The following is a 22,511-nucleotide window of genomic DNA, read 5'->3' as shown; positions in this document are numbered from 1 at the left end:
CCAGAATGCGGCGGACCGCTTCGAGCTTGAACTCTCGGCTGAAAACACGGGGAGATTTGTTGGGCATACGTTCTCCGTTAGAGAACTGTCCCTAATTTCCCGTGTCTCACTTTTGGGGGGCACTCCAGAGACTTATCCCGGATTACGCTGCGCTCCATCCGGGCTACAAGTCCGCTTCGCGGGTACGACACCGAGGTGGTGGCTACAACATGCTCGGCAGCACGCGATCCGGCGGCTTGTGGTTGTCGAGGAAGGTGCGGATGTTGATGATTACCTTCTCGCCCATCTCGACGCGGCCCTCGATGGTGGCCGAGCCCATATGCGGCAGCAGCGTCACCTTGCCCGCCTTGGCGAGCCGCACCAGCTTCGGATTGACCGCAGGCTCGTGCTCATAGACGTCGAGGCCGGCGCCGCCGATCTCTCCGGCTTCGATCAGCTTGACCAGCGCGTCCTCGTCGATCACCTCGCCGCGCGCGGTGTTGACGATATAGGCCTCCTTGCGGATCAGCTTCAGCCGCCGCGCGGAAAGCAGGTGGAAGGTCGCAGGCGTATGCGGACAGTTCACCGAGAGGATGTCCATCCGCGCCAGCATCTGGTCGAGGCTTTCCCAATAGGTGGCGCCAAGCTCGTCGGCGATGCGCGGCGCCACCGGGCGGCGGTTGTGATAATGGATCTGCAGGCCAAAGGCGCGGGCGCGGCGCGCGACCGCCTGGCCGATGCGGCCCATGCCGATGATGCCGAGCCGTTTTCCGCCGATGCGATGGCCGAGCATCCAGGTCGGCGACCAGCCCGGCCAGTGCTTGCCTTCGGTCAGGATCGAGGCGCCCTCGATCATCCGTCTCGGCACCGCCAGGATCAGCGCCATGGTCATGTCGGCGGTATCTTCGGTCAGCACCTTCGGCGTGTTGGTCACGGTGATGCCGCGCGCGTGCGCCGCCGTGACGTCGATATTGTCGACGCCGTTGCCGAAATTGGCGATCAGCCGCAGCTTGGATTCACCCTGGTTGAGAACGTCCTCGCGGATCAGGTCGGTGACGGTCGGCACAAGCACGTCAGCGGTGCGCACGGCTTCCGCGATCTGCTCCGACGTCATCGGGGTGTCGTCGAGATTGAGCCTTGCGTCGAATAATTCGCGCATCCGGGTCTCGATCGAATCCGGCAGCTTGCGGGTGACGACGACGAGAGGCTTCTTCTTAACCGACATGTTCTGCTCTCATGAGGCTTCGGCCCGTCAAAGGCTTCGCCGTTCAGGCCTCATTAACCCGGTTGTTCGAAACTGCGGTTGCTGCGCGGTCCCGGCGTTTCCTTCACGTTTCCCTAGGTTCCCCGATGATTGCCTCGGGTTTCCAAGGAAAAGTCGGGCGTTCTGGTTCTCAACGTTCCGTCCTCTCTAGCAGAAGACCGGGCCAACACAAGAACCCCTCGGCAAGACGGGCTGGGGCATCGACGCGCGGCGCAAGGGTCTGGGGTTCTGGGCGTTCACCGGTTCAACTCGCAGAACTTGAGTTGGCGTTCTCAGTAGGAGACGAGTTGATGGCGTTGGGGCGGTTGAGTTGGTTGGCGATGCTGGTTGGGTGCATGCTCGGCACCTCGGTATCTCCAGGACATTCGGCCAAGGATGCAAGTCCGACCACCAGCGGCCTGCCGATACCCCGTTACGTCAGCCTCAAGTCCGATCATGTGAACGTCCGCGCCGGCCCGACCAAGGACAATGACGTCGCTTGGGTCTATACCCGTTCCGGCCTGCCGGTCGAAATCACCGCCGAGTTCGAGAACTGGCGCCGGGTGCGCGATTCCGAAGGCGCCGAAGGCTGGGTCTATCATTCGCTGCTGTCGGGCCGCCGCACTGCGGTCGTCACGATGAAGCACAAGGACGACCTGGCGTCGCTCTACGATCGTCCGGATGCGACGAGCGCGGTCGCTGCGCGGCTGCAGGCCGGCGTCATCGCGCAGGTGAGGAAATGCGCCAATAGCTGGTGCCGCGTCACCGGCAACGGCTTCGACGGCTGGATCGAGCAGCAGCGCCTGTGGGGCGTCTACGCCGACGAGAAGGTGGACTGAATTTTACGGTGTCGTCCCGGCCAAGCCAACGGGTCGCGCGAACGATGACGGGCTCCGCGCGAGCCGGGACCCATACCGCGTGATCTCGCAATAACGCGCTGCCGGAAGACGCCGCTCTCAAACAACGAAAATTCGCGGTTATGGGTCCCGGATCAAGCCCGGGACGACAGCTACGTGGCGCTCAGCGCCTCTTGCGCAGCCGCACGACCATATCGATGCGCGCGATCTCGTAGCCTTCAGGGATATCCGGCATCTTGGAGAGCACCAGATGCGGGTCGGGAATGTCGACCAGCTCGTGGTTGTTCTCGAGGTAGAAATGGTGATGCGCGGTGACGTTGGTGTCGAAATAGGTCTTGGTGCCGTCGACGCTGACCTGGCGCAGCAGGCCCGCATCGGTGAGCTGGTTCAGCGTGTTGTAGACGGTGGCCAGCGACACCGGAACCTTCGCGAGCGTCGCCTCCTCGTAAAGCATTTCTGCGGTCAGATGGCGGGCACCCTTGCCGAACAGGAGCCAGCCCAGCGCCATGCGCTGACGGGTCGGCCGAAGGCCTGCCGCCTGCAGCATTTCATTGACGTCATGCCATGGGCAACCGGTCAGCGCCGGCTGATGACCGGGGCCGCGGGCGATCTGACTAGCGTCATCGCTCACATGCGGAACTTCGTCGCTCATATGCACTCTAGACACCTAACTCGGGCAATATTCCAAAGACTATAAGAAGGAAATCCTTCAGATGCAAGTTTCTCGCAACTGGGGCCGGCGAAGTCGGCCCGACCGGAACCCTCTGGGGATGCAGCAATTTAACCCATTCCGACACTTTGCCGCGCCTTCATGCCTATGTTACAGAGCGCGCGGACCACATATGCGAATTCGGTAGAGACGCCGTTCGCACCCAAGGTAGCGCCGCGTTGCGGGGAATCTTGTCCCGCCGGGGAAACGGTCCGGTTCGTTCGAGAGCGCTTCACCGGGACATTGAGGAGAGTGGAAAGAGGATGCTGGAACGGCGCAGCGGTTATGAGTACGAGGATTTGCTGGCGTGCGGCAGGGGCGAGATGTTCGGTCCCGGTAATGCCCAGTTGCCGTTGCCGCCGATGCTGATGTTCGACCGCATCAGCGAGATCTCCGAGACCGGTGGCGAGTTCGGCAAGGGACTGGTGCGCGCCGAGCTCGATGTGAAACCGGATCTCTGGTTCTTCGGCTGCCACTTCAAGAACGATCCCGTCATGCCCGGCTGTCTCGGCCTGGATGCGATGTGGCAGATGGTCGGCTTTTACCTCGGCTGGATCGGCGGCGAAGGACGCGGGCGGGCGCTCGGTCTTGGCGAGCTGAAGTTCGGCGGCCAAGTTCTGCCGAATGTGCGCAAGGTTGTGTACAACGTAGATATTAAGCGCGTGATGCGCTCGAGGCTGGTGCTCGGCATTGCCGATGGCTGGCTTTCCATGGATGGCGAGATTATTTATCGCGCGAAGGATTTGAAGGTTGGGCTGTTCAAGCAGGGCACGGCCCCGGCGTGACCGAAACCATCGCACAGAAAACTAACGGCAGGGCGAGGCGATCATGAGGCGGGTTGTCATCACCGGGATGGGCATTGTCTCGTCCATCGGAAACAACACCCAGGAAGTGCTTGCGAGCCTTCACGAGGCGAAGTCCGGGATTTCCCGAGCGGAGAAATACGCCGAGCTCGGCTTCCGTTCGCAGGTGCAAGGCGCGCCGACGCTCAAGCCGGCTGAGGTGATCGATCGCCGCGCGATGCGGTTTCTGGCCGACGGTGCGGCATGGAATCACGTGGCGATGGAGCAGGCGATCCGCGATGCCGGGCTCGAGGCGGACGAAGTCTCCAACGAGCGCACCGGAATCATCATGGGTTCGGGCGGGCCGTCGACGCGGACCCTCGTCGAGGCCGCCGACATCGCGCGCACCAAGGGCCCCAAGCGGGTCGGTCCGTTCGCGGTTCCCAAGGGCATGTCGTCGACCGCTTCCGCAACGCTTGCGACCTGGTTCAAGATCAAGGGCGTGAACTATTCGATCTCCTCGGCCTGCGCGACGTCTAACCACTGCATCGGCAATGCCTCCGAGATCATCCAGATGGGCAAGCAGGACGTGATCTTCGCCGGCGGCTGCGAGGAACTCGACTGGACGCTGTCGGTGCTGTTCGACGCCATGGGCGCGATGTCGTCGAAATATAACGATACGCCGGCCACCGCCTCTCGCCCCTACGACATCAACCGCGACGGTTTCGTCATCGCCGGCGGCGCCGGCGTCGTGGTGCTGGAAGAGCTGGAGCACGCCAAGGCGCGCGGTGCACGCATCTATGCCGAGATCGTCGGCTATGGCGCGACCTCCGACGGCTACGACATGGTGGCGCCCTCGGGCGAAGGTGCCGAGCGCTGCATGCGCATGGCGCTGTCGACGGTGAATACTCCGATCGATTACATCAATCCGCACGCGACCTCGACGCCTGCCGGCGATCCGCCGGAGATCGAGGCGATCCGCAAGGTGTTCGGCACCGGCGAGAAATGCCCGCCAATCTCAGCGACCAAGGCGCTGACCGGCCATTCGCTCGGCGCCACCGGCGTGCAGGAGGCGATCTATTCGCTTCTGATGATGAACAACGGCTTCATCTGCGAGAGCGCGCATATCACCGAGCTCGACCCTGTGTTCGCCGACATGCCGATCGTGCGCAAGCGCATCGACAATGCGAAGCTCGGCACCGTGTTGTCGAATTCGTTCGGCTTCGGCGGCACCAACGCGACGCTGGTGTTCAAGCGGCTGGATGCGTGAGATTGTTAGCCAGTTGACTGGCTGATTCACCGTCATGGCCGGGCTTCGTCCCGGCCATCCACGTCTTTGCCATAGGCGCCGAAAGCGCGTGGATTCCCGGGACAAGCCCGGGCATGACGAAGAAAGAGAGTGGTGAGTACGATGCAGGACCTGATGAAAGGCAAGCGCGGACTGATCATGGGCGTCGCCAATGATCATTCGATCGCCTGGGGCATTGCCAGGACGCTCCATGCGCAGGGCGCCGAGCTCGCCTTCACCTATCAGGGCGAGGCGCTCGGCAAGCGCGTCAAGCCGCTGGCGCAGTCGCTCGGCGTCGACACGGTGCTGCCCTGCGATGTCGAGGATCTCGCCAGCGTCGATGCGGTGTTCGCAGCCTTGCGCGAGAAATGGGGTCAGCTCGATTTCCTCGTCCATGCCGTCGCCTTCTCCGACAAGAACGAGCTGAAGGGCCGCTATGCGGACACCACGCGCGAGAACTTCTCGCGCACCATGCTGATCTCCTGCTTCTCCTTCACCGAACTGGCCAAGCGCGCAGCCGAGCTGATGCCGGAAAGCGGCGGCGCCATGATTACGCTGACCTTCGGCGGCTCGATGCGCGTGATGCCCAATTACAACGTGATGGGGGTCGCGAAGGCGGCGCTGGAAGCCTCGGTGCGCTATCTCGCCGCCGATTTCGGCTCCCGCGCCATCCGCATCAACGCGATTTCAGCGGGTCCGGTGCGCACGCTCGCCGGCTCGGGCATCGGCGATGCGCGTGCGATGTTCGCGTTCCAGCAGAAGCATTCGCCGCTCGGCCGCGGCGTGACGCTTGATGAGCTCGGCGGTTCTGCGCTCTATCTGCTGTCCGATCTCTCCGGCGGTGTCACCGGCGAAATCCATTACGTCGATTCCGGCTACAACGTGATCTCGATGCCGCGGCCGGAAGACCTGAAGGCGGAGTAGCTCGAAATCGTAGGGTGGGCAAAGCGAAGCGTGCCCACCTTCTCTTGCACCGATCGTGAATGGTGGGCACGCTGCGCTTTGCCCACCCTACAAGAGCTAACCCGCGGCAATCTTCTCCGCGCGCTGGAATGCCGGACGCGCGGTGCAACGATCGATATAGGCCTCGAAGGACGGCCGCGACGGCACCATCTTGAACAGCCGCACCGCATAGTTCAGGCCAGAGCCGACCACGATATCGGCGGCGGAAAAATCCTCGCCGAGAATCCACGGTCCCTTCTGCAGCTCGGTGTCGAGCACGTCGAACACCTGTGTCGCGGTGCCCCATGCGGCGGTGCTGGCGGGCACCTCGAGCTTGGTGAAGATCTGGATCAGCGCCGGCTCGATGCAGCTCGGCGCGAAGAACAGGTACTGCAGATATCGCCCGCGCTTCGGATCGTTCAGCGCCGGCGCGAGCTTCTTCTCCGGATAACGATCCGCAATATAGGCGCAGATCGCGGCAGCTTCGCCGAGCGCGACGTCGCCGTCCTTCAAGGCCGGCACCTTGCCCATCGGATTGACCTTCAGGAACTCCGGCGCCTTCTGCGCGCCGGTCGAGATGTCGGTCAGCACGCGCTTATACGGCAGTCCGGTTTCTTCCATCAGCCACAGGCAGGTGAACGAGCGCGAACGAGGCGACCAATAGAGCTGGATCATGGGGCTGAACCTTTCACGGGCGAAGACGCGTTCATCGCTCCGAACGCTTGCATTGGCAACGGCCAATTCTAGAGCTTTTCGAGCGAAGTGGGCGCCGGTTCGCGTGAAGAAAATGCGTCAAAACAAGAGTCCAGAGCTTCGGTTCTGATTCAATCAGAACCGAAGCTCTGGGGCGCCGTGAAGGGAAGCTTGCTCATGAAGTTCGGCGGTGCAGCGAAGCGGCCGGAGACGATATCGCGCCCCCGCCCGCGTGAGACTGCTCTGTCGCGCGTGGACTACACGCCGAGCGTGCCTGCCTTTGCGGCCGCGTAGCGGTCGCCGATCGCCTTCCAGTTCACCGTGTTCCACCAGGCCTGCAGATAGTCAGGGCGGCGATTCTGGTAATGCAGATAGTAAGCGTGCTCCCAGACGTCGTTGCCGAACAGTGTGCGTTTGCCGTCCATCAGCGGGCTGTCCTGGTTCGGCCGGGTCTCGAGTGCGAGCTTGCCGTCCTTGGTCACGGTGACGAACACCCAGCCCGAACCGAACACGCGTCCGCCGGCCGCGTTGAAGTCGGTCCGTAGTTTCTCCATTCCGCCGAGATCGCGGTCGATCGCGGCGAGCACCTCGCCTTCCGGCTTGCCGCCATTCGGTCCCATGATCTGCCAGAACATGGTGTGGTTGGCGTGGCCGCCGAGATTGTTGCGGACGCCGGTGCGGACCGCCTCGGGCACGTTGTTCAGATTGGCGAGCACATCCGCGACGGGCTTTTCGGCGATCTGCGGATGATCTTTGGCGATCGCGTTGACGTTGTTCACATAGGCCTGGTGATGCTTGTCATGATGGATCTGCATCGTCAGCGCATCGATATGCGGCTCCAGCGCATTGGCGGGATAGGGCAGCGGATCCACCTTGAACGGACCGGCAGGCGGCTGGGCCGAGCCTTGCGCGAACGCCATTTGCGGCGAAGCGGCTGCGGCGACGAGGCCGGTTGCGGCCATCATCAGGCGGCGGCGGGACAGGAATGACATCGTGACCTCCGGGCTTAAGGAAAGCATGGTGTCTTATTGTAGGCGCAGGACGTGAAGCGGTTCCGACAAAGGTTGATCACGAAATCGCGGCCAAACCGCACATGGCCATCAGCCACGGTTGATTTGCAAAGCCCCACATAAACTTAGGGCGGCCGTCAAGGCCGCCCTTTTTTAGCAATTCCATTGTGTAGAAGCGTTCACTCGCCTGCCGCCTCGCGCGTCGCTGGCGCGTCGGTCTTCTGCTTGGCCTCCAGATCCTCGCCGGTCTCCTGGTCGACCGCCTTCATCGACAACCGCGTCTTGCCGCGGTCGTCGAAGCCGAGCAGCTTGACCTTGACCTTGTCGCCTTCCTTGACGACGTCGGAGGTCTTCTGCACGCGGTTGGCCGCGAGCTGGCTGATATGGACGAGGCCGTCCTTGGCGCCGAAGAAGTTCACGAAGGCGCCGAACTCCATCACCTTGACTACGGTGCCCTCGTAGATCTGGCCGATCTCCGGCTCGGAGGTGATCGACTTGATCCACTTGATCGCGGCCTTCATCGCCTCGCCGTCATTGGAGGCGACCTTCACGGTGCCGTCGTCCTCGATGTTGATCTTGGCGCCGGTCTTCTCGACGATCTCGCGGATCACCTTGCCGCCGGTGCCGATCACTTCGCGGATCTTGTCCGTCGGGATCTTGAAGGTCTCGATGCGCGGTGCGTATTCGCCGAGCTCGGCGCGCGCCGCGGTCAGTGCCTTGGACATCTCGCCGAGGATGTGAATGCGTCCTTCCTTGGCCTGGCCAAGCGCGACGCGCATGATCTCCTCGGTGATGCCCTCGATCTTGATATCCATCTGCAGCGAGGTGATGCCCTGGTCGGTGCCGGCGACCTTGAAATCCATGTCGCCGAGATGATCCTCGTCGCCGAGGATGTCCGAGAGCACCGCGAAGCGCTGATCTTCGAGGATCAGGCCCATCGCGATACCGGCGGTCGGCCGCTTCAGCGGCACGCCGGCATCCATCAGCGCCAGCGAAGCACCGCAGACCGAGGCCATCGACGACGAGCCGTTGGACTCTGTGATTTCAGACACCACGCGCACCGTGTAGGGGAATTCGTGGTGCGGTGGCAGCACGGGATGGATCGCGCGCCAGGCGAGCTTGCCGTGGCCGATCTCGCGACGCTTGGTGCCGCCGAGGCGGCCGGTCTCGCCGACCGAGTAGGGTGGGAAGTTGTAGTGCAGCAGGAACGTCTCCTTGTACGTTCCGGACAGCGCGTCGATGTACTGCTCATCCTCGCCGGTGCCGAGCGTGGTCACGACCATCGCCTGGGTCTCGCCGCGGGTGAACAGCGCCGAACCGTGGGCGCGCGGCAGCACGCCGACTTCGGCGACGATATTGCGCACGGTTTTGACATCGCGGCCGTCGATGCGCTTGCCGGTGTCGAGGATGTTCCAGCGGACGATCTTCGCTTCGAGCTCCTTGAACACGTCGGCGACGCGCAGCTTGTCATATTTCGGCTCCTGCCCTTCCGGGAAGAAGTGCGCCATCACCTTTTCCTTGGCGGCACCGACCGCGGCATAGCGCTCCTGCTTGATCGGTATAGCGTAAGCGGTGCGCAACTCCTGCTCGATCAGGCCGAGCATATCTTTTTCGATCGCCGAATTGTCGATCGGGGTGATCTCGCGCGGCTCCTTCGCGGCCTTCTCGGCGAGCTCGATGATCGCGTTGATGACCGGCTGGAAGTGGCGGTGGCCGAACATCACGGCGCCGAGCATGACGTCTTCGTTCAGCTCCTTGGCTTCCGATTCCACCATCAGCACGGCGTCCGCGGTACCGGCGACGACGAGATCGAGCTGGGTCTCGTTCATCTCGTCCAGCGTCGGGTTCAGCACATATTCGTCGTTGGCGAAGCCGACGCGGGCCGCGCCAATCGGGCCCTTGAACGGCACACCGGACAGCGTCAGCGCCGCGGAAGCGGCAACCATCGCCAGAATGTCCGGATCGTTCTCCATGTCATGCGACAGGGTGGTGATGATCACCTGCGTCTCGTTGCGCCAGCCGTCGACGAACAGCGGGCGGATCGGGCGGTCGATCAGGCGGGAGACCAGCGTCTCCTTCTCAGTCGGCCGGCCCTCGCGCTTGAAGTAGCCGCCGGGGATGCGGCCCGCGGCATAGGCCTTCTCCTGGTAGTCGACCGTCAGCGGCAGGAAGTCGACGCCTTCGCGGGGCGTCTTGGCGGCGACGACGGTGGCAAGCACCACGGTCTCGCCATAGGTCGCCATAACGGCGCCATCGGCCTGCCGGGCGATCTTTCCGGTTTCAAGCTTGAGCGGACGTCCGCCCCAGTCGATCTCCACGGAATGGGTCGTAAACATTTTGGTCTTCTTTCATGGTTTCACGAAAGAGCGGGCCCCCAAAACGCAAAAACCATGCGCAAGATGGCGAGACACTGATCGCAAGTCGTGATCAGTATCCGGCGATCCTGCCATGGTTCTCAAGTTCCGGATGGTGTCCATCCTTTCGTTCATACGGGCATCTTGCCCCGCCCGGCGGCCGGATTGCTGCTGGGCACTTTAGGTTTGAGCATGGTCTTTCCGGAAAACCGGGTCATGCTCGAGGCTTGAGCATGAGTGTGTGCGACATGCGGTCGTCACGTTCATGCTCTTGCGCATGATCGTCTCCGAACGGTTGAAACTCCGGTCTCTCGGAAGATCATGCGAAAACGCGCGCTAATCTTGCGCGCGTAGTCTTGAAATCAACGACGAATGTTATGCTTTTCTAGCAATGCCTTGTAACGCGCCTCGTCCTTTTTCTTGATGTAGTCGAGGAGAGAGCGTCGCGTCGACACGAGCTTCAATAGGCCGCGGCGTGAATGGTTGTCCTTCCCGTGGGTCTTGAAGTGCTCGGTAAGGTTGCTGATGCGTTCCGACAGGATCGCGACCTGAACCTCGGGCGAGCCGGTGTCGCCGGCTTTGAGGGCATTCGTCTTGATGACTTCCGCTTTACGTTCGGCGGTAATCGACATCGTCAAATACTTCCATGGTTGCGAGCCGAACTGGCAGTCAGTCCGGTCAGGTTGAACACGCGCTTGGGGATGATTTCGCCATTGCCAATCTCGGCAAGCGCGAGAAGCCGGCCTGCCACCGTGACATAGACTGTGCCGCTACTATTGGGCGCATCCCGTCCGCGCAACAAAACGGCTTGGCCCCGATGGAGCCTTGCCGCATCCGCCCGTGTGACGGCCAGTGCCGGGATGTCGTCCAGCGCGGTCTCAACGGGCAAAAGCGCGTCGGCGAGGCTGCCCTCGCCAGACGCGGCTCTATTGCACAAAGCCTCCAATTCTTCCAGCGGAATCATGTCGCTTTCGGTAAACGGACCGACAACGGTCCGCCTGAGCGCGCAGATATGGCCGAAACAGCTGAGAATCCGCCCCATGTCCCGGGCCAAAGCACGAACATAGGTTCCCTTGCCGCATTCGGCCTCGAACACGGACTGGCCGCTATCTCCGTGTTCCACCAGGGTTAATTCGTGGATCTCGACCGGCCGGGGCTGCAATTCGACCTTCTCGCCGTCCCGTGCCAAATCATAGGCCCGCTCGCCCTGGACCTTGATCGCGGAATATTGCGGGGGGACCTGCTCGATCACGCCGGTGAAGCGCGGCAGCAATTCCTGGATTGATTCGGCCGAGGGGCGAAGTTCGCTGGTCTCGACCACGCGGCCCTCGATGTCGTCGGTGTCGCGTTCCTCGCCCCAGGCCACCGTGAAGCGATAGCGCTTGCGGCCCTCCATGACGAAGGGAACCGTCTTGGTGGCTTCACCGAGCGCAATCGGCAGCCCACCCGAGGCGAGCGGATCGAGCGTGCCGGCGTGTCCGGCGCGCTTGGCCTGGAACAGGCGCTTCAGCACCGCGACGGCGTGCGTCGACGTCATGCCGATCGGCTTGTCGAGCACGACCCAGCCATGGACGTCGCGCTTGTCGCGCCGCGGCTGGTTGCCCTGCTGCTTCTGCTTCTGGCGCGGATCGTTGTTGACGCGACGCGTCTCGTTGCCGCGCGCAGGCGCCGAAATTTTTTCTTCATCCGCATGCGAATCGACGTCTTGCGATTCGATCACGGGGTTTGCGGTCGTCACGGTCATCTCACTCGTCGTCCGAATCGGGTGCAAGATCGCGTTGCACCGCAGGTGTTCTCAGTAATTTCTCGATACGTTCCGCTTCGTCGAATCGTTCGTCGACGCGGAAGCGGATGTCAGGTGCAAATTTCAGGTTAACGCGGTGCGCGATCTCGCCGCGGAGAAATTTCTTGTTGCGGTCGAGCGCAGCAATCACGGTCTCGGTGTCGCGTCCGCCGAGCGGCATTACATAAATGGTCGCGAGCTTCAGGTCCGGCGACATTCGCACCTCGGGAACGGTGATGATGTGGCCTTGAAGATCCGGATCGTGGACATCACCCTGCGAGAGAATCTCGGCAACCGCATGGCGCACGGTCTCGCCGACGCGCAATTGACGTTGCGAGCCGCCGGCGGCGGAACTCTTCTTCTGATGACGGGGCATTATCTAAAATCCCAAATTGTCGCCATCACCCGCGAAAGCGGGTGATCCAGTATTTTGTGCCTAGCACCAATTGCAATACTGGATGCCCCGGCCGGAGCCTGTCATCGGGCTCGCCGAAGGCGAGACCCGGTGGCGGGGCATGACGGTTCAGCTCGAAATTCCCGCGCTTCGTAAGACTTGGACTTACAGAGAGCGCTGGATCGTTTCGATACGGTAGCATTCGATCACGTCGCCGACACGCATGTCGCCGTAGTTCTCGAACGCCATGCCGCATTCCTGGCCGGCGACGACTTCCTTCACTTCGTCCTTGAAGCGCTTCAGCGTCGACAGCTTGCCTTCATGCACGACGACGTTGTCGCGGATCAGGCGGACATTGGCACCGCGTTCGACCGTTCCGTCGGTGACGCGGCAGCCGGCGACCTTGCCGACCTTGGAGATGTTGAACACCTCCAGGATCTGGGCGTTGCCGAGCATGGTCTCGCGCAGGGTCGGCGCGAGCAGGCCGGACATCGCCTTTTTGATGTCATCCACGAGATCGTAGATGATGTTGTAGTAGCGGATCTCGATGCCGTTGCGCTTGGCGGCGGCGGCCGCCTCCTTGTTGGCGCGTACCGAGAAGCCGATGATCGCGGCGTTGAAGCCTTCCGCCAGCGTGACGTCGGATTCCGAGATGCCGCCGACGCCGGCATGCAGGATGCGGGCGGCGACTTCCTCGGTGCCGAGCTTTTCCAGCGAGCCCAGGATCGCTTCCAGCGAGCCCTGCACGTCGGCCTTCACGATCAGCGGGAATTCCTTGCGGCCCGCGGTCTTGAGTTGCGACATCATCTGCTCGAGCGAGCCGCGCATGCCCGAGATCGAGGCGGCGGCGTTCTCGCGCTTCTGGTGCGCACGGTAGCTCGTGATCTGGCGGGCGCGGGCTTCGTTCTCCACCACCGCAAGCCGATCGCCGGCTTCCGGCGGACCGTTGAAGCCGAGCACCTCGACCGGCACGGACGGACCGGCTTCGTCGAGATTCTCGCCCTGGTCCGAGATCAGCGCACGGACGCGGCCCATCTCGGCGCCGGCGACGATGATGTCGCCGACCATGAGCGTGCCGCGTTGCACCAGCACGGTCGCTACCGGACCACGGCCGCGGTCGAGCTTGGCCTCGATCACGGTGCCTTCGGCCGGACGCTGCGAGTTGGTCTTGAGGTCGAGGATTTCGGCCTGCAGCGCGATCATTTCGAGCAGCCGGTCGAGGTTGGTCCCGTTCTTGGCGGAGACCTCGACATCGACGACTTCGCCGCCGAGCGATTCGACCTGCACCTCATGCTGCAACAATTCCGTGCGCACGCGCTCGGGCCGCGCGTCCGGCTTGTCGATCTTGTTGATCGCGACGATGATCGGAACCCTGGCGGCCTTGGCGTGATTGATCGCTTCGACCGTCTGCGGCATCACGCCGTCATCGGCCGCGACCACCAGCACCACGATATCGGTGACCTTGGCGCCGCGCGCGCGCATCGCGGTGAACGCGGCGTGACCGGGCGTGTCGATGAAGGTGATCTTCGTGCCGCTTTCGGGCGACAACACTTGGTAGGCGCCGATATGCTGGGTGATGCCGCCGGCTTCGCCGGAGACCACGTTGGCGTGACGAAGCGCGTCGAGCAGCGAGGTCTTGCCGTGGTCGACATGGCCCATGACCGTGACGACGGGCGAACGCGGCTCGGTATCGGTGGAATCGTCGACGACGTCGAACAGGCCTTCCTCGACGTCGGACGCAGCCACGCGCTTGACCGTGTGACCCAGTTCTTCCGCGATCAGTTGCGCGGTGTCGGCATCGATCACGTCGGTGATCTTGTGCATCGCGCCCTGCTTCATCAGCATGCGGATGACGTCGACCGCGCGCTCGGACATGCGGTTGGCGAGTTCCTGGATGGTGATGACTTCCGGGATCGTGACTTCGCGGATCAGCTTTTCCTTCGGCTCGTTCGCGCTGATGCCCTTGAGGCGCTGGGTGCGGCGGCGGAAGGACGCGATCGAGCGTTCGCGCACGTCGTCGGCGTTGAGCGCGGTGACAACCGTCAGGCGGCCACGCTCCTTCTGCGGACCCGGCTTGTGGGTGGTCTTCGGGGCGGCCACGGGGCGCATGGCACCACCCGGGCCACGGCGAACCTGCCGCGGACCCTCGTCTTCATCGGGCTCTGCGGCGACGCCCGGCGCCTTCGCCGCTGGAGCCGACGCTGGTGTACGTGCCGGGGTCGCTGACGTGCGTCCAGGGGTCGCTGACGTGCGTCCCGGGGCCGCAGATGTGCGGCCCGGGGTCGATGGGGTACGGGCCGGAGCCGCCGGCGCAGGGGCTGCTGCGGCCGCTGGCTTGGCTGCCGCGGCGGGCTTCGCTTCGCCCTCGCCAAAGCGCCGCTTGGCCTCGATCTCGGCCTTACGCTTGGCTTCCTCTTCCTGGCGATGACGTTCCTCTTCGGCCAGCCGGCGGGCTTCGGCGGCTTCGCGCTCGGCGCGCTCGGCGATTTCGCGGCTGGCGCGGCGCTTGGCTTCCTCTTCGGCCTGCTGGCGCTCTTCGACCTCACGCTGCCGGGCGTCGGCGAGTGCGCTGGCGCGGGCCGAGCGTTCGTCCTCGGTCAGGCTGCGCAGCACCACGCCCGATCCGCCGGCGTTGCGCTGCGATGGGGACCCGCCGGAGCGGCCGGACGGTGGCCTGGCCGGCGTCGGCGCGGGCTTGGCCACGACAGGCTCGGGCGCATGCGGCTCCGTTCCGGGGCCGTCACCACCGACGCGGCGCTTGCCGCGCTTTTCGACCACAACCTGCTTGCTGCGGCCATGGCTGAAGCTCTGGCGCACGGTGCCCGTCTCGACGCGTGGCTTCAGCGTCAAGGTCTTGCTCGGGACACTCAAAGTCTTGTCGCCAGGGGTTTTGGTATCAACCATTCAGCAGTCCTAATCTCGTTAGCGTTGTGCCTTTTCGCACGCGTTATCGTCGCAGTTCCAAAAGACCGAAATGACTGTCCTCGGACCGTCATCCCGCTCCATCTTGTTGTTTGAACATGATCTTTTCGGAAAACTGGTTTCCCCTTTTCCCGATCATGCTCTAGCTAGAATTTCTGGCCGCATCGGCGGTCTTGTCGTCGTCGGCCATCCGGTATCGGACCAGAAGCTGGCAGCGCGACAGGAACGTCTTGCTCGCCGGGCCCGCGAGCAGGGCAGCATGTATCACATTTGACCGGCCCAGTGCCAAATCCAATTCTGCCGATGTCAGCGCGGTGACGACAGATATTTTCGGCGAATCTTCATCTTTTCGGCCCCTTTGCCGCAGGATCGCGTCCAATTTGCGGACGCCGTCGGGGGCCGCATCGGAAGCATGGATCAGACTTAGGGGTCTTTCCCGCTGCGACAACGCGTCCTCGACCTTGCCGAAGCCGGAAACGACCTGGCCGGCCTTGGCGGCCATCGCCAGCGCCTCGAGGCTGCTGCGAACCAGCAGCGCTTCGGTATCATCGGGCAGAGTCGCCACGACGCGGACGTCGCGCTTGAATCCCCGGCTAAACTGGTGACGCCGGACCGCTTCCGCAACCGTGCGGCGCGAGGCCGAAAGCCAGAGGCCACGCCCCGGCAGCTTGCGTTTCACATCGGCGATCACCTCGCCGGTGGGGGCGACGACGAAGCGGATCAGCTCGTCGATCGGACGCACCTCGCGGCTGACCGCGCACATCCGCATGGTCGCGGACTTTTCGGTCCGCGGCCCATGATCCAGATCGGGGTCAGCCATTGCGAGCATGCGCGGGCCATCTCCTTACGCCGTCGGTTCTTCGGCGGCTTCCGCCTCGGCATTCTGCTTGGCGAGGTCGGCCTCGGTGATCCAGCCGGCCTTTACGCGGGCCTGCATGATCATCGCCTCGGCGTCCTCGCGGGAGATATCGATCCCGTCGAGGAACCCGGCATGCTTGGTCTGTTCGCCACCGTCCTTGCGCTCGGTCCAGCCGACCAGATCGTCGGTAGCGCAGCCGGCGAGATCCTCGACGGTCTTGACGTCGTTCTCGCCGAGCTTGACCAGCATCTTCGCGGTGATGCCGGGGACCGTCTTCATGGCATCCTCGACGCCGAGTTCCTTGCGCTTGGCTTCCAGCTCGGCCTCGAGCTGCTCCAGATATTCCTTGGCGCGGTTCTGCAGTTCCGTCGCGGTTTCCTCGTCGAAGCCTTCGATGCCGGCGAGTTCCTTCACGTCCACCAGCGCCAGTTCCTCGACCGAGGTGAAGCCTTCCGACGCCAGGAGCTGGCCGACGACTTCGTCGACATTGAGCGCCTCCATGAAGACGCGGGTCGAATTCTCGAAGTCGGCCTGACGACGCTCGGACTCTTCCTGCTCGGTCAGGATGTCGATATCCCAGCCGGTGAGCTGCGAGGCGAGGCGGACGTTCTGGCCGCGGCGGCCGATCGCCAGCGAAAGCTGGTTGTTGGTGTCGGGCACCACGACCTCGATGCGCTCGCGGTCCTCGTCGATCACAACCTTGGCGACTTCGGCGGGCGCCAGCGCGTTGACGACGAAGGTCGCGATGTCGGGCGACCACGGGATGATGTCGATCTTCTCGCCCTGCAATTCGTTGACCACGGCCTGCACGCGCGAACCGCGCATACCGACGCAGGCGCCGACCGGATCGACCGACGAATCGCGCGAGATCACGCCGATCTTGGCGCGCGAGCCGGGATCGCGGGCCACTGCCTTGATCTCGACGATGCCGTCATAGATCTCGGGCACTTCCTGCGCGAACAGCTTCGCCATGAATTGCGGATGGGTGCGCGATAGGAAGATCTGCGGGCCCCTCGTCTCGCGGCGGACGTCGAAGATATAGGCGCGGACGCGGTCGCCGTTGCGGAACACTTCGCGCGGCAGCATCTCGTCGCGGCGGATGATGGCCTCGCCACGGCCGAGGTCGACGATCACGCTGCCATATTCGACGCGCTTGACGACGCCGTTGACGATGTCGCCGATGCGGTCCTTGAATTCCTGGTATTGCCGGTCGCGCTCGGCCTCGCGCACCTTCTGCACGATCACCTGCTTGGCCGACTGCGCAGCGATGCGGCCGTATTCGAGCGGCGGCAGCGTGTCGGCGATGGTGTCGCCGACACGGGCGCCGGGATTGGCGCGCTGGGCGTCGGCGAGCGAGATCTGGTTGGAAGCATTCTCGACCACGTCGACCACGAGCATGTGGCGCGACAGGCGGAGTTCGCCCTTCTTGGGGTCGATCTCCGCGTGGACGTCGGTCTCGCTGCCGTACCTGGCGCGCGCCGCTTTCGCGATGGCGTCCTCCATCGCGGCAATCACGATGCCGCGGTCGATCGATTTTTCGCGCGCGACGGCGTCGGCGATCTGCAGCAGTTCAAGTCGATTGGCGCTGACTGCCATGGCTAGTCTCCTTCGTCAGGCTCGGTCTCGCCCCGGCGCAGCCGTTCGGCGGCGAGGCGGTGTTGTTTGGCGTTCTTCGGAGCCGGCTTCTTGCCGGTCCCTTGTTTCGGCTTATGGCTCTTGCTCGGACCGCTTTTTTTCGCATGCGAGGGTTGTGGCGGGACCAGCCCCAATTCGCGGCGCAGCTCGCGCTCTTGAGCCTTGCCGCGCCGCATCGATTCGGCGATCAGCTCGTCGGTCAGCACCAGCCTTGCTTCGGCGATGTCTTCCATCACCAGCAAGGTCTGTGCATCTTCGCCCTCGCGTGTGTCATCCCGATGTAGGCGCACCGCGTTGCCCTCGACACCATTCAGGGTGCCGCGGAACCGCTTGCGGCCCTGATGCGCCACCGCCATCTCGATCTTGACGAGGTGGCCGGCATAGCGCTCGAAATCCGACCGCCGCACCAGGGGGCGGTCGATGCCCGGCGACGAGATCTCCAGCCGATAGGCCCGGTCGATGGGATCGGCGATGTCGAGCACCGGTGACAGCGCCCGCGAGATCGCCTCGCAATCCTCGATCTGCATCGAGCCGTCCGGCCGTTCCGCCATGATCTGGACGGTGCAGCCGGCATCGCCGGTGATCTTGATGCGCACCAGGCGGTAGCCCAGTCCCTGCAGGACCGGGGTGGCAACTGCCGACACGCGCGCCGCGGCGCCGGGCTCGACCACGAGCCGCGGCTCGGCGAGCAATTCGGCATTGACGGAACCAGCGGTTGGATCGGTCATATCGAGGGTCAAAGATACGTCTTGAGCTGTCGGTCTTGTTGGTTAGCCGGCCCTAGACCGGTGTCCGATCATGATACGATCACGCTGATCGGGCCATGATCTTATCTCTCGTGTTTGAGCATGATCCTTGCGGACAACAGGCTTCCGCCGTTCGGGTTCATGCTCTGGTTGCGCTACCCAAAGCGGACCAGGCTCAGCCGGGTTCGTTCGGGTAATAAAAAAGAGCGGGTCCGGAAGGGCCCACCCTCAATACGGATCGTATGAGAACTTTAAGTCGCTGCCGATATAGCGCTTTTCCGCCCGTCCGGCAAGGGCCAGAGACCGCTGCTGAGCAAATTTGCGCTATCGGAAAGTTGGGTGCGAATGTCTAACGCTTCGTTCACGAACGCCACCTAGATTGCGCCGCAAAAACCGGCACGGCGGGCCGGTTTGGGTAGGCTTATGACGACGACAGCGACTGCGCTGATCCCTGAACTCGACGAGATCGTCCGCACCGGTGACCCCGGGCGCCGTGCCGACGCCGCGCGCCGGATCGGCGAACTGTTCCTGCAGGGTGCGGCCAGTTTCAGTACCGACCATGTCGATCTGTTCGACGGCGTCCTGACCAGCCTCGTCCCCCATGCCGAGCGCGACGCGCGGGCGCAGCTCGCCGAACGCCTGTCGCTGCTGTCGAATGCGCCGCGCAGCCTGATCGGGCAGCTTGCGCGCGAGGACGAGATCGCGATCGCAGGACCGCTCTTGCGCCGGTCGCCTGTCATCGACGAGCAGGTCCTGGTCGAAATCGCGCGCGCGAAGGGGCAGGAGCATCTGCTGGCGATGGCGGAACGGCCGACGCTCTCGGCCGATCTGACCGACGTCATCGTCCGCCGCGGCGATCGCGACGTTGTCAGGCGCGCGGCCGGCAATGCCGGCGCCGAATTCTCGACGAGCGGCTATTCGACGCTGATCCGGCGCGCCAGCCAGGACAGCGTGCTGACGCTTGCCGTCGGTCAGCGCGCGGATCTGTCGCCCGAGCAGTTGAAGACGCTGGTGGCAGGCTCCGTCGAGATCGTCCGCCGCCGCCTGTTCGACGTGGTCAAGCCGGAGCGGCAGGCCGCGATCAAGCAGGCGATCAGCGAGCTCAACGGCATGAGCGAGAAGGTCGACAGCGCACGCGATTTCACGCCGGCCCAGCGCACGATCCTCGCGTTGCATCACGCCAATCAATTGAACGAAATCGCGCTGCTCGATTTCGCCAAGTCGTTCAAATACGAGGAAGCGGTGTGCGCGCTGGCCGCGATGACCGGTGTCAAGATCGCAACGCTCGATCGCCTGATCACCGGCGACCGCTACGATCCGATTCTGATCGCGGGCAAGACCATCGGTCTCGAATGGGCCACCGTGCGCGCGCTGATCCTGCTCCGGCTCGGCCCCAACCGCGTGCCGTCGCCAGCCGATATCGAGAGCGCGCGGCTGAACTTCACCCGCCTGATGCCCTCCACCGCCCAGCGCGTCGTGGACTTCTGGAAAACGCGGTAGTCCCTCTCCTTGTCATTGCGACCACGCCGTCATTCCGGGGCACGCGCAGCGTGAGCCCGGAATCCATTTCGCCGCGTGTGCAGGTGGCCCAATGGATTCCGGGTTCGCGCTGCGCGCGCCCCGGAATGACGCGCGTCAAATTCTGCGAAACCGCAGATACGTCGCCTTGCGTCCCTCGCGCTCGGCTTTGGCGCCATAGCGCGTCATCGTGTAGTCGGGCCAGGGAGCCTGCCAGTCCGAGGCGCGTTCAGCCAGCCAATTGAAATCGGGCGAGCGCATCAGGTGCCATAGCGTCCAGGCGCAGTAATCGTCGATGTCGCTGACGAAGCGGAATTCGCCGCCTGCTTTGAGGATGCGCGCCATTGCTGCAACGGTGACATCCTGGACAAAGCGGCGTTTCCAGTGCCGTCGCTTCGGCCAGGGATCAGGATGGATCAGGTCGATGCGCCGCATCGACCCTGACGGCGCCCAGGCGAGCAGCTCGGCGGCGTCGCCTGCGAACAGGCGGATGTTGCCGATATTGTGCGCCTCGATCTGGGTCAGGATCTTGGCCATCCCGTTGACATAGGGCTCGCAGCCGATGAAGCCGATATTCGGAAACGCGCGGGCCTCGGCGGCGAGATGTTCGCCGCCGCCAAATCCGATCTCGAGCCTGACATCCTCGATGTTGTCATCGAACAGTTCGGTCAGGCTGGCCGGTGCCGGGCTTGCGATGTCGAGCGCCAGATGCGGCAGCAGATGCTCGATCAGGTCGGCCTGATGGGCGCGCAGTCTGTGGCCCTTGCGCCGTCCGAAGAACGAGCCTTGCGCATGCGCGTCGCGCTCCTGATCGCGGGAAGGCGTCATCATCGCAGCGTCTGGTACAGCCGATGCAGCAACCGCGCGCGCGGCTCGATCGATGAGATATACATCTGCTCGTAATGGGTATGCGCGCCCTTGCCGTCGACGCCGAGGCCATCGAGCGTCGCCGTATGCAGCGCGGTGAAATTGCCATCGGAGCCGCCACCGGTCGAGGTGTCCACGAGGTCGAAGCCGATCTCGGTTGCGAGCCCCTTGGCGTGTTCGTAGAGCGCCGCGCCGGCGTTGGTCTTTTCATAAGGCGGCCGGTTCAATTCGCCGACCACATGCACGCTGACGCCGTCGGTCCGCGATTTCAGATTGAGTATTTTCGGTACCAGCTCTTCGGCGTCGGCAATCGTCGGCACGCGCATGTCGACCTCGGCATAGGCCTCTTCCGCGATCACGTTCGGCTTGGTGCCGCCTTTGACCACGCCGACATTGACGGTGACGCCGCGCGCCAGATCGTTCATCGCCTCCAGCGTCTGGATGATGTTGCCGAGCTCGCGGATCGCGCTGCGGCCGTCCTCGGGGCGCGTGCCGGCATGCGCAGGCACTCCCTTGACGAAGATCTCGAAGCGCGCGACGCCCTTGCGCCCGGTGACGATCTTGCCGCCGTCGCGTGCCGGCTCTGTCACCAGCACATATTTGGCTTTGCGGCCCTCGGCTTCGATCAGCGCCCGCGAGGTCGGGCTGCCGATCTCCTCATCGGAAACGTAGAGCTGGGTCACGCCGAGCGGCACCCGCGCGCCATTGGCGCAAACTTCCCTGAAGGCGTGGTAGGCGAGATAGGCGCCGCCCTTCATGTCATAGATGCCGGGACCGAAGGCGCTGTCGCCGTCGATGCAAAAAGGCAGGCGCTGGATGAATCCGAGGGGATGCACGGTGTCGAGATGGCTTAGCACCAGGATTCCCGGTGCATCCTGGCCCCAGGCCGAGCGCGCGACGAGATGATCGCCGCATCCGTTCTGGCCGGCGATCCGCTCGAGGGTGGCCGGCAGGCCGCGATAGCCTTCGGCGACGAGATCGGCGAGCTTGTTGACCTGTTCGGGCGCCTCTGTCGGCGTTTCGATCTCCACCCAGCGGCGGATGCCGTCGAGAATCTCTGCAGGATTAAATGATGTCGTTGTCATTGGCGCGCCGGCATCTGGAGCATGATCCGGAAAAGTGGAAACCGGTTTTCCCTCGCGACAAACGCGAAGCGTTTGCGCGGAAGATCATGCTCAAACAAAGAGGTGAGATCATGATCCGATTCGGTCTAATCGGATCATGATCCGAGAACGATTGAACCGACGTCATGCGCCCGCACCGGCGGGCGCGTCAATTGCCATGTCGCAGGAATGACGACGCCGATCAACGCTTGTCGGGGCCTTCGCGAGCGGCGATCTGCTCGACCAGCTCGACGATGCTGCGGCGGAGTTTGGCGTCGGCGATGCGCGTGAAGGCGCGCGTCAGCGCCAACCCTTCCGAGGTTGCGAGAAAGTCGGAAACGTAGCTGGGCGAGGCGCCTTCGCTGAAGCCTTCCGGGGTTGTCGAGCCGCTCGGTCCGCCGTCGAACAGGAACGAGACCGGCACCTGCAGGATCTCGGATATCTGCTGCAGCCGGCTGGCGCCGACGCGGTTGGTGCCCTTCTCATATTTCTGAATCTGCTGGAAGGTGAGGCCGAGCTTTTCTCCCAGCTTTTCCTGGCTCATGCCCAACATGATCCGCCGCATGCGGACACGGCTGCCGACATATTTGTCAACAGGATTGGGCGCTTTGGTAGACATCTTCGGACTCTCCTGGAAGGACTACGCGCCCGGCGAATGAGGCAAAACGGGTATGGAGTATGCCCCAGGCGCCGGTATCGTCAAAATCCTGCGGGAGGATCGAGGACGAATGCGGACAATTTGAGCTACTGTGCTGGCAGGATTTCAGTTTCGGCTTGCAACGATAGAATGCGAATGACGCGGTGGTTCTGTCAACTGGTGGAATCAC

Annotated in this window: 21 protein-coding genes; 6 read left to right on the top strand and 15 right to left on the bottom strand. The window is 63.5% G+C overall.

Annotated features, from left to right (window positions below):
- Window positions 1-202: 202 nt before the first annotated feature.
- Window positions 203-1,204, bottom strand: a complete 1,002-nt coding sequence (locus ACZIRK_RS07525; protein WP_130227507.1) for a 2-hydroxyacid dehydrogenase — start codon at window positions 1,202-1,204, stop codon at window positions 203-205.
- 329 nt (window positions 1,205-1,533) lie between these two features.
- On the opposite strand from ACZIRK_RS07525, the gene ACZIRK_RS07520 reads away from it, so the two are divergent.
- Window positions 1,534-2,061 (top strand): SH3 domain-containing protein, encoded by a 528-nt coding sequence (locus tag ACZIRK_RS07520; RefSeq protein WP_028167279.1) that lies wholly within the window; start codon window positions 1,534-1,536, stop codon window positions 2,059-2,061.
- A gap of 181 nt (window positions 2,062-2,242) precedes the next feature.
- On the opposite strand, the gene irrA is transcribed toward ACZIRK_RS07520, so the two are convergent.
- Complete coding sequence (gene irrA / locus ACZIRK_RS07515) at window positions 2,243-2,731, bottom strand: iron response transcriptional regulator IrrA (protein ID WP_028167278.1); 489 nt, start codon at window positions 2,729-2,731, stop codon at window positions 2,243-2,245.
- 320 nt (window positions 2,732-3,051) lie between these two features.
- Here irrA and fabA point away from each other — a divergent pair, with 320 nt between their 5' ends.
- From fabA to fabI, 3 genes are all read left to right on the top strand, one after another.
- Window positions 3,052-3,573, top strand: coding sequence for a 3-hydroxyacyl-[acyl-carrier-protein] dehydratase FabA (gene fabA / locus ACZIRK_RS07510; protein ID WP_027580962.1), 522 nt, complete (start codon window positions 3,052-3,054; stop codon window positions 3,571-3,573).
- Between the two features lie 43 nt (window positions 3,574-3,616).
- Complete coding sequence (gene fabB, locus ACZIRK_RS07505; RefSeq protein WP_130227506.1) at window positions 3,617-4,840, top strand: beta-ketoacyl-ACP synthase I; 1,224 nt, start codon at window positions 3,617-3,619, stop codon at window positions 4,838-4,840.
- Between the two features lie 141 nt (window positions 4,841-4,981).
- A complete protein-coding gene (gene fabI / locus ACZIRK_RS07500; RefSeq protein WP_130227508.1) occupies window positions 4,982-5,782 on the top strand; it encodes an enoyl-ACP reductase FabI in 801 nt (266 codons plus the stop codon).
- 96 nt (window positions 5,783-5,878) lie between these two features.
- Here fabI and ACZIRK_RS07495 read toward each other — a convergent pair whose 3' ends face one another.
- The 6 genes from ACZIRK_RS07495 to rbfA form a co-directional block, all read right to left on the bottom strand.
- Window positions 5,879-6,475: a glutathione S-transferase family protein gene (locus tag ACZIRK_RS07495; RefSeq protein ID WP_130227505.1), complete on the bottom strand. Its 597-nt coding sequence runs from the start codon at window positions 6,473-6,475 to the stop codon at window positions 5,879-5,881.
- Between the two features lie 275 nt (window positions 6,476-6,750).
- Window positions 6,751-7,485 carry a superoxide dismutase gene (locus tag ACZIRK_RS07490; protein ID WP_130227503.1) on the bottom strand — a complete coding sequence of 245 codons (735 nt, stop codon included), beginning with the start codon at window positions 7,483-7,485 and terminating at the stop codon, window positions 6,751-6,753.
- Window positions 7,486-7,682: 197 nt separating this feature from the next.
- Complete coding sequence (gene pnp, locus ACZIRK_RS07485) at window positions 7,683-9,839, bottom strand: polyribonucleotide nucleotidyltransferase (RefSeq protein WP_130227502.1); 2,157 nt, start codon at window positions 9,837-9,839, stop codon at window positions 7,683-7,685.
- 380 nt (window positions 9,840-10,219) lie between these two features.
- Window positions 10,220-10,489: a 30S ribosomal protein S15 gene (gene rpsO / locus ACZIRK_RS07480; RefSeq protein ID WP_028168438.1), complete on the bottom strand. Its 270-nt coding sequence runs from the start codon at window positions 10,487-10,489 to the stop codon at window positions 10,220-10,222.
- Window positions 10,490-10,491: 2 nt separating this feature from the next.
- On the bottom strand, window positions 10,492-11,601 hold the full coding sequence (truB, locus tag ACZIRK_RS07475; protein WP_130227501.1) for a tRNA pseudouridine(55) synthase TruB: 1,110 nt from the start codon (window positions 11,599-11,601) through the stop codon (window positions 10,492-10,494).
- A 1-nt stretch (window position 11,602) separates the two neighbouring features.
- Window positions 11,603-11,965, bottom strand: coding sequence for a 30S ribosome-binding factor RbfA (rbfA, locus tag ACZIRK_RS07470; protein WP_245474839.1), 363 nt, complete (start codon window positions 11,963-11,965; stop codon window positions 11,603-11,605).
- Here rbfA and ACZIRK_RS07465 point away from each other — a divergent pair.
- Window positions 11,888-12,061 carry a hypothetical protein gene (locus ACZIRK_RS07465; protein WP_245474841.1) on the top strand — a complete coding sequence of 58 codons (174 nt, stop codon included), beginning with the start codon at window positions 11,888-11,890 and terminating at the stop codon, window positions 12,059-12,061. The two genes, rbfA and ACZIRK_RS07465, sit on opposite strands and share 78 nt — an antisense overlap.
- A gap of 138 nt (window positions 12,062-12,199) precedes the next feature.
- On the opposite strand, the gene infB is transcribed toward ACZIRK_RS07465, so the two are convergent.
- The 4 genes from infB to rimP form a co-directional block, all read right to left on the bottom strand.
- Window positions 12,200-14,938: a translation initiation factor IF-2 gene (gene infB, locus ACZIRK_RS07460; protein WP_130227499.1), complete on the bottom strand. Its 2,739-nt coding sequence runs from the start codon at window positions 14,936-14,938 to the stop codon at window positions 12,200-12,202.
- 160 nt (window positions 14,939-15,098) lie between these two features.
- Window positions 15,099-15,785, bottom strand: a complete 687-nt coding sequence (locus ACZIRK_RS07455) for an RNA-binding protein (RefSeq protein WP_463327117.1) — start codon at window positions 15,783-15,785, stop codon at window positions 15,099-15,101.
- Between the two features lie 15 nt (window positions 15,786-15,800).
- Window positions 15,801-17,411 (bottom strand): transcription termination factor NusA, encoded by a 1,611-nt coding sequence (gene nusA, locus ACZIRK_RS07450; RefSeq protein WP_130227498.1) that lies wholly within the window; start codon window positions 17,409-17,411, stop codon window positions 15,801-15,803.
- Window positions 17,412-17,413: 2 nt separating this feature from the next.
- Window positions 17,414-18,178, bottom strand: a complete 765-nt coding sequence (gene rimP, locus ACZIRK_RS07445) for a ribosome maturation factor RimP (protein ID WP_130227497.1) — start codon at window positions 18,176-18,178, stop codon at window positions 17,414-17,416.
- Between the two features lie 441 nt (window positions 18,179-18,619).
- Here rimP and ACZIRK_RS07440 point away from each other — a divergent pair, with 441 nt between their 5' ends.
- A complete protein-coding gene (locus tag ACZIRK_RS07440) occupies window positions 18,620-19,696 on the top strand; it encodes a DUF2336 domain-containing protein (protein WP_130227496.1) in 1,077 nt (358 codons plus the stop codon).
- A 135-nt stretch (window positions 19,697-19,831) separates the two neighbouring features.
- On the opposite strand, the gene ACZIRK_RS07435 is transcribed toward ACZIRK_RS07440, so the two are convergent.
- From ACZIRK_RS07435 to ACZIRK_RS07425, 3 genes are all read right to left on the bottom strand, one after another.
- On the bottom strand, window positions 19,832-20,545 hold the full coding sequence (locus ACZIRK_RS07435; RefSeq protein WP_130227495.1) for a tRNA (guanine(46)-N(7))-methyltransferase TrmB: 714 nt from the start codon (window positions 20,543-20,545) through the stop codon (window positions 19,832-19,834).
- Window positions 20,542-21,666 carry a M20 family metallopeptidase gene (locus tag ACZIRK_RS07430; RefSeq protein WP_130227494.1) on the bottom strand — a complete coding sequence of 375 codons (1,125 nt, stop codon included), beginning with the start codon at window positions 21,664-21,666 and terminating at the stop codon, window positions 20,542-20,544. The genes ACZIRK_RS07435 and ACZIRK_RS07430 overlap by 4 nt, the downstream gene beginning before the upstream one ends.
- A 220-nt stretch (window positions 21,667-21,886) precedes the next feature.
- Window positions 21,887-22,303, bottom strand: a complete 417-nt coding sequence (locus ACZIRK_RS07425; RefSeq protein ID WP_028168428.1) for a helix-turn-helix domain-containing protein — start codon at window positions 22,301-22,303, stop codon at window positions 21,887-21,889.
- Window positions 22,304-22,511 lie beyond the last annotated feature (208 nt).

The sequence above is a fragment of the Bradyrhizobium sp. Leo114 genome (assembly GCF_055229415.2).
This window is presented reverse-complemented; position numbering and strand designations above follow the sequence as displayed.

Excerpts from the sequence above, each read along its gene's own strand:
- pnp (WP_130227502.1), bottom strand. The coding sequence starts at position 9,839 with ATGTTTACGACCCATTCCGTGGAGATCGACTGGGGCGGACGTCCGCTC.
- ACZIRK_RS07435 (WP_130227495.1), bottom strand. The coding sequence starts at position 20,545 with ATGATGACGCCTTCCCGCGATCAGGAGCGCGACGCGCATGCGCAAGGC.
- ACZIRK_RS07425 (WP_028168428.1), bottom strand. The coding sequence starts at position 22,303 with ATGTCTACCAAAGCGCCCAATCCTGTTGACAAATATGTCGGCAGCCGT.
- fabI (WP_130227508.1), top strand. The coding sequence starts at position 4,982 with ATGCAGGACCTGATGAAAGGCAAGCGCGGACTGATCATGGGCGTCGCC.
- rpsO (WP_028168438.1), bottom strand. The coding sequence starts at position 10,489 with ATGTCGATTACCGCCGAACGTAAAGCGGAAGTCATCAAGACGAATGCC.
- ACZIRK_RS07440 (WP_130227496.1), top strand. The coding sequence starts at position 18,620 with ATGACGACGACAGCGACTGCGCTGATCCCTGAACTCGACGAGATCGTC.
- ACZIRK_RS07490 (WP_130227503.1), bottom strand. The coding sequence starts at position 7,485 with ATGTCATTCCTGTCCCGCCGCCGCCTGATGATGGCCGCAACCGGCCTC.
- ACZIRK_RS07495 (WP_130227505.1), bottom strand. The coding sequence starts at position 6,475 with ATGATCCAGCTCTATTGGTCGCCTCGTTCGCGCTCGTTCACCTGCCTG.
- irrA (WP_028167278.1), bottom strand. The coding sequence starts at position 2,731 with ATGAGCGACGAAGTTCCGCATGTGAGCGATGACGCTAGTCAGATCGCC.
- ACZIRK_RS07520 (WP_028167279.1), top strand. The coding sequence starts at position 1,534 with ATGGCGTTGGGGCGGTTGAGTTGGTTGGCGATGCTGGTTGGGTGCATG.
- rimP (WP_130227497.1), bottom strand. The coding sequence starts at position 18,178 with ATGACCGATCCAACCGCTGGTTCCGTCAATGCCGAATTGCTCGCCGAG.
- infB (WP_130227499.1), bottom strand. The coding sequence starts at position 14,938 with ATGGTTGATACCAAAACCCCTGGCGACAAGACTTTGAGTGTCCCGAGC.
- fabB (WP_130227506.1), top strand. The coding sequence starts at position 3,617 with ATGAGGCGGGTTGTCATCACCGGGATGGGCATTGTCTCGTCCATCGGA.
- ACZIRK_RS07430 (WP_130227494.1), bottom strand. The coding sequence starts at position 21,666 with ATGACAACGACATCATTTAATCCTGCAGAGATTCTCGACGGCATCCGC.
- ACZIRK_RS07455 (WP_463327117.1), bottom strand. The coding sequence starts at position 15,785 with ATGCTCGCAATGGCTGACCCCGATCTGGATCATGGGCCGCGGACCGAA.
- ACZIRK_RS07525 (WP_130227507.1), bottom strand. The coding sequence starts at position 1,204 with ATGTCGGTTAAGAAGAAGCCTCTCGTCGTCGTCACCCGCAAGCTGCCG.
- truB (WP_130227501.1), bottom strand. The coding sequence starts at position 11,601 with ATGACCGTGACGACCGCAAACCCCGTGATCGAATCGCAAGACGTCGAT.
- fabA (WP_027580962.1), top strand. The coding sequence starts at position 3,052 with ATGCTGGAACGGCGCAGCGGTTATGAGTACGAGGATTTGCTGGCGTGC.
- nusA (WP_130227498.1), bottom strand. The coding sequence starts at position 17,411 with ATGGCAGTCAGCGCCAATCGACTTGAACTGCTGCAGATCGCCGACGCC.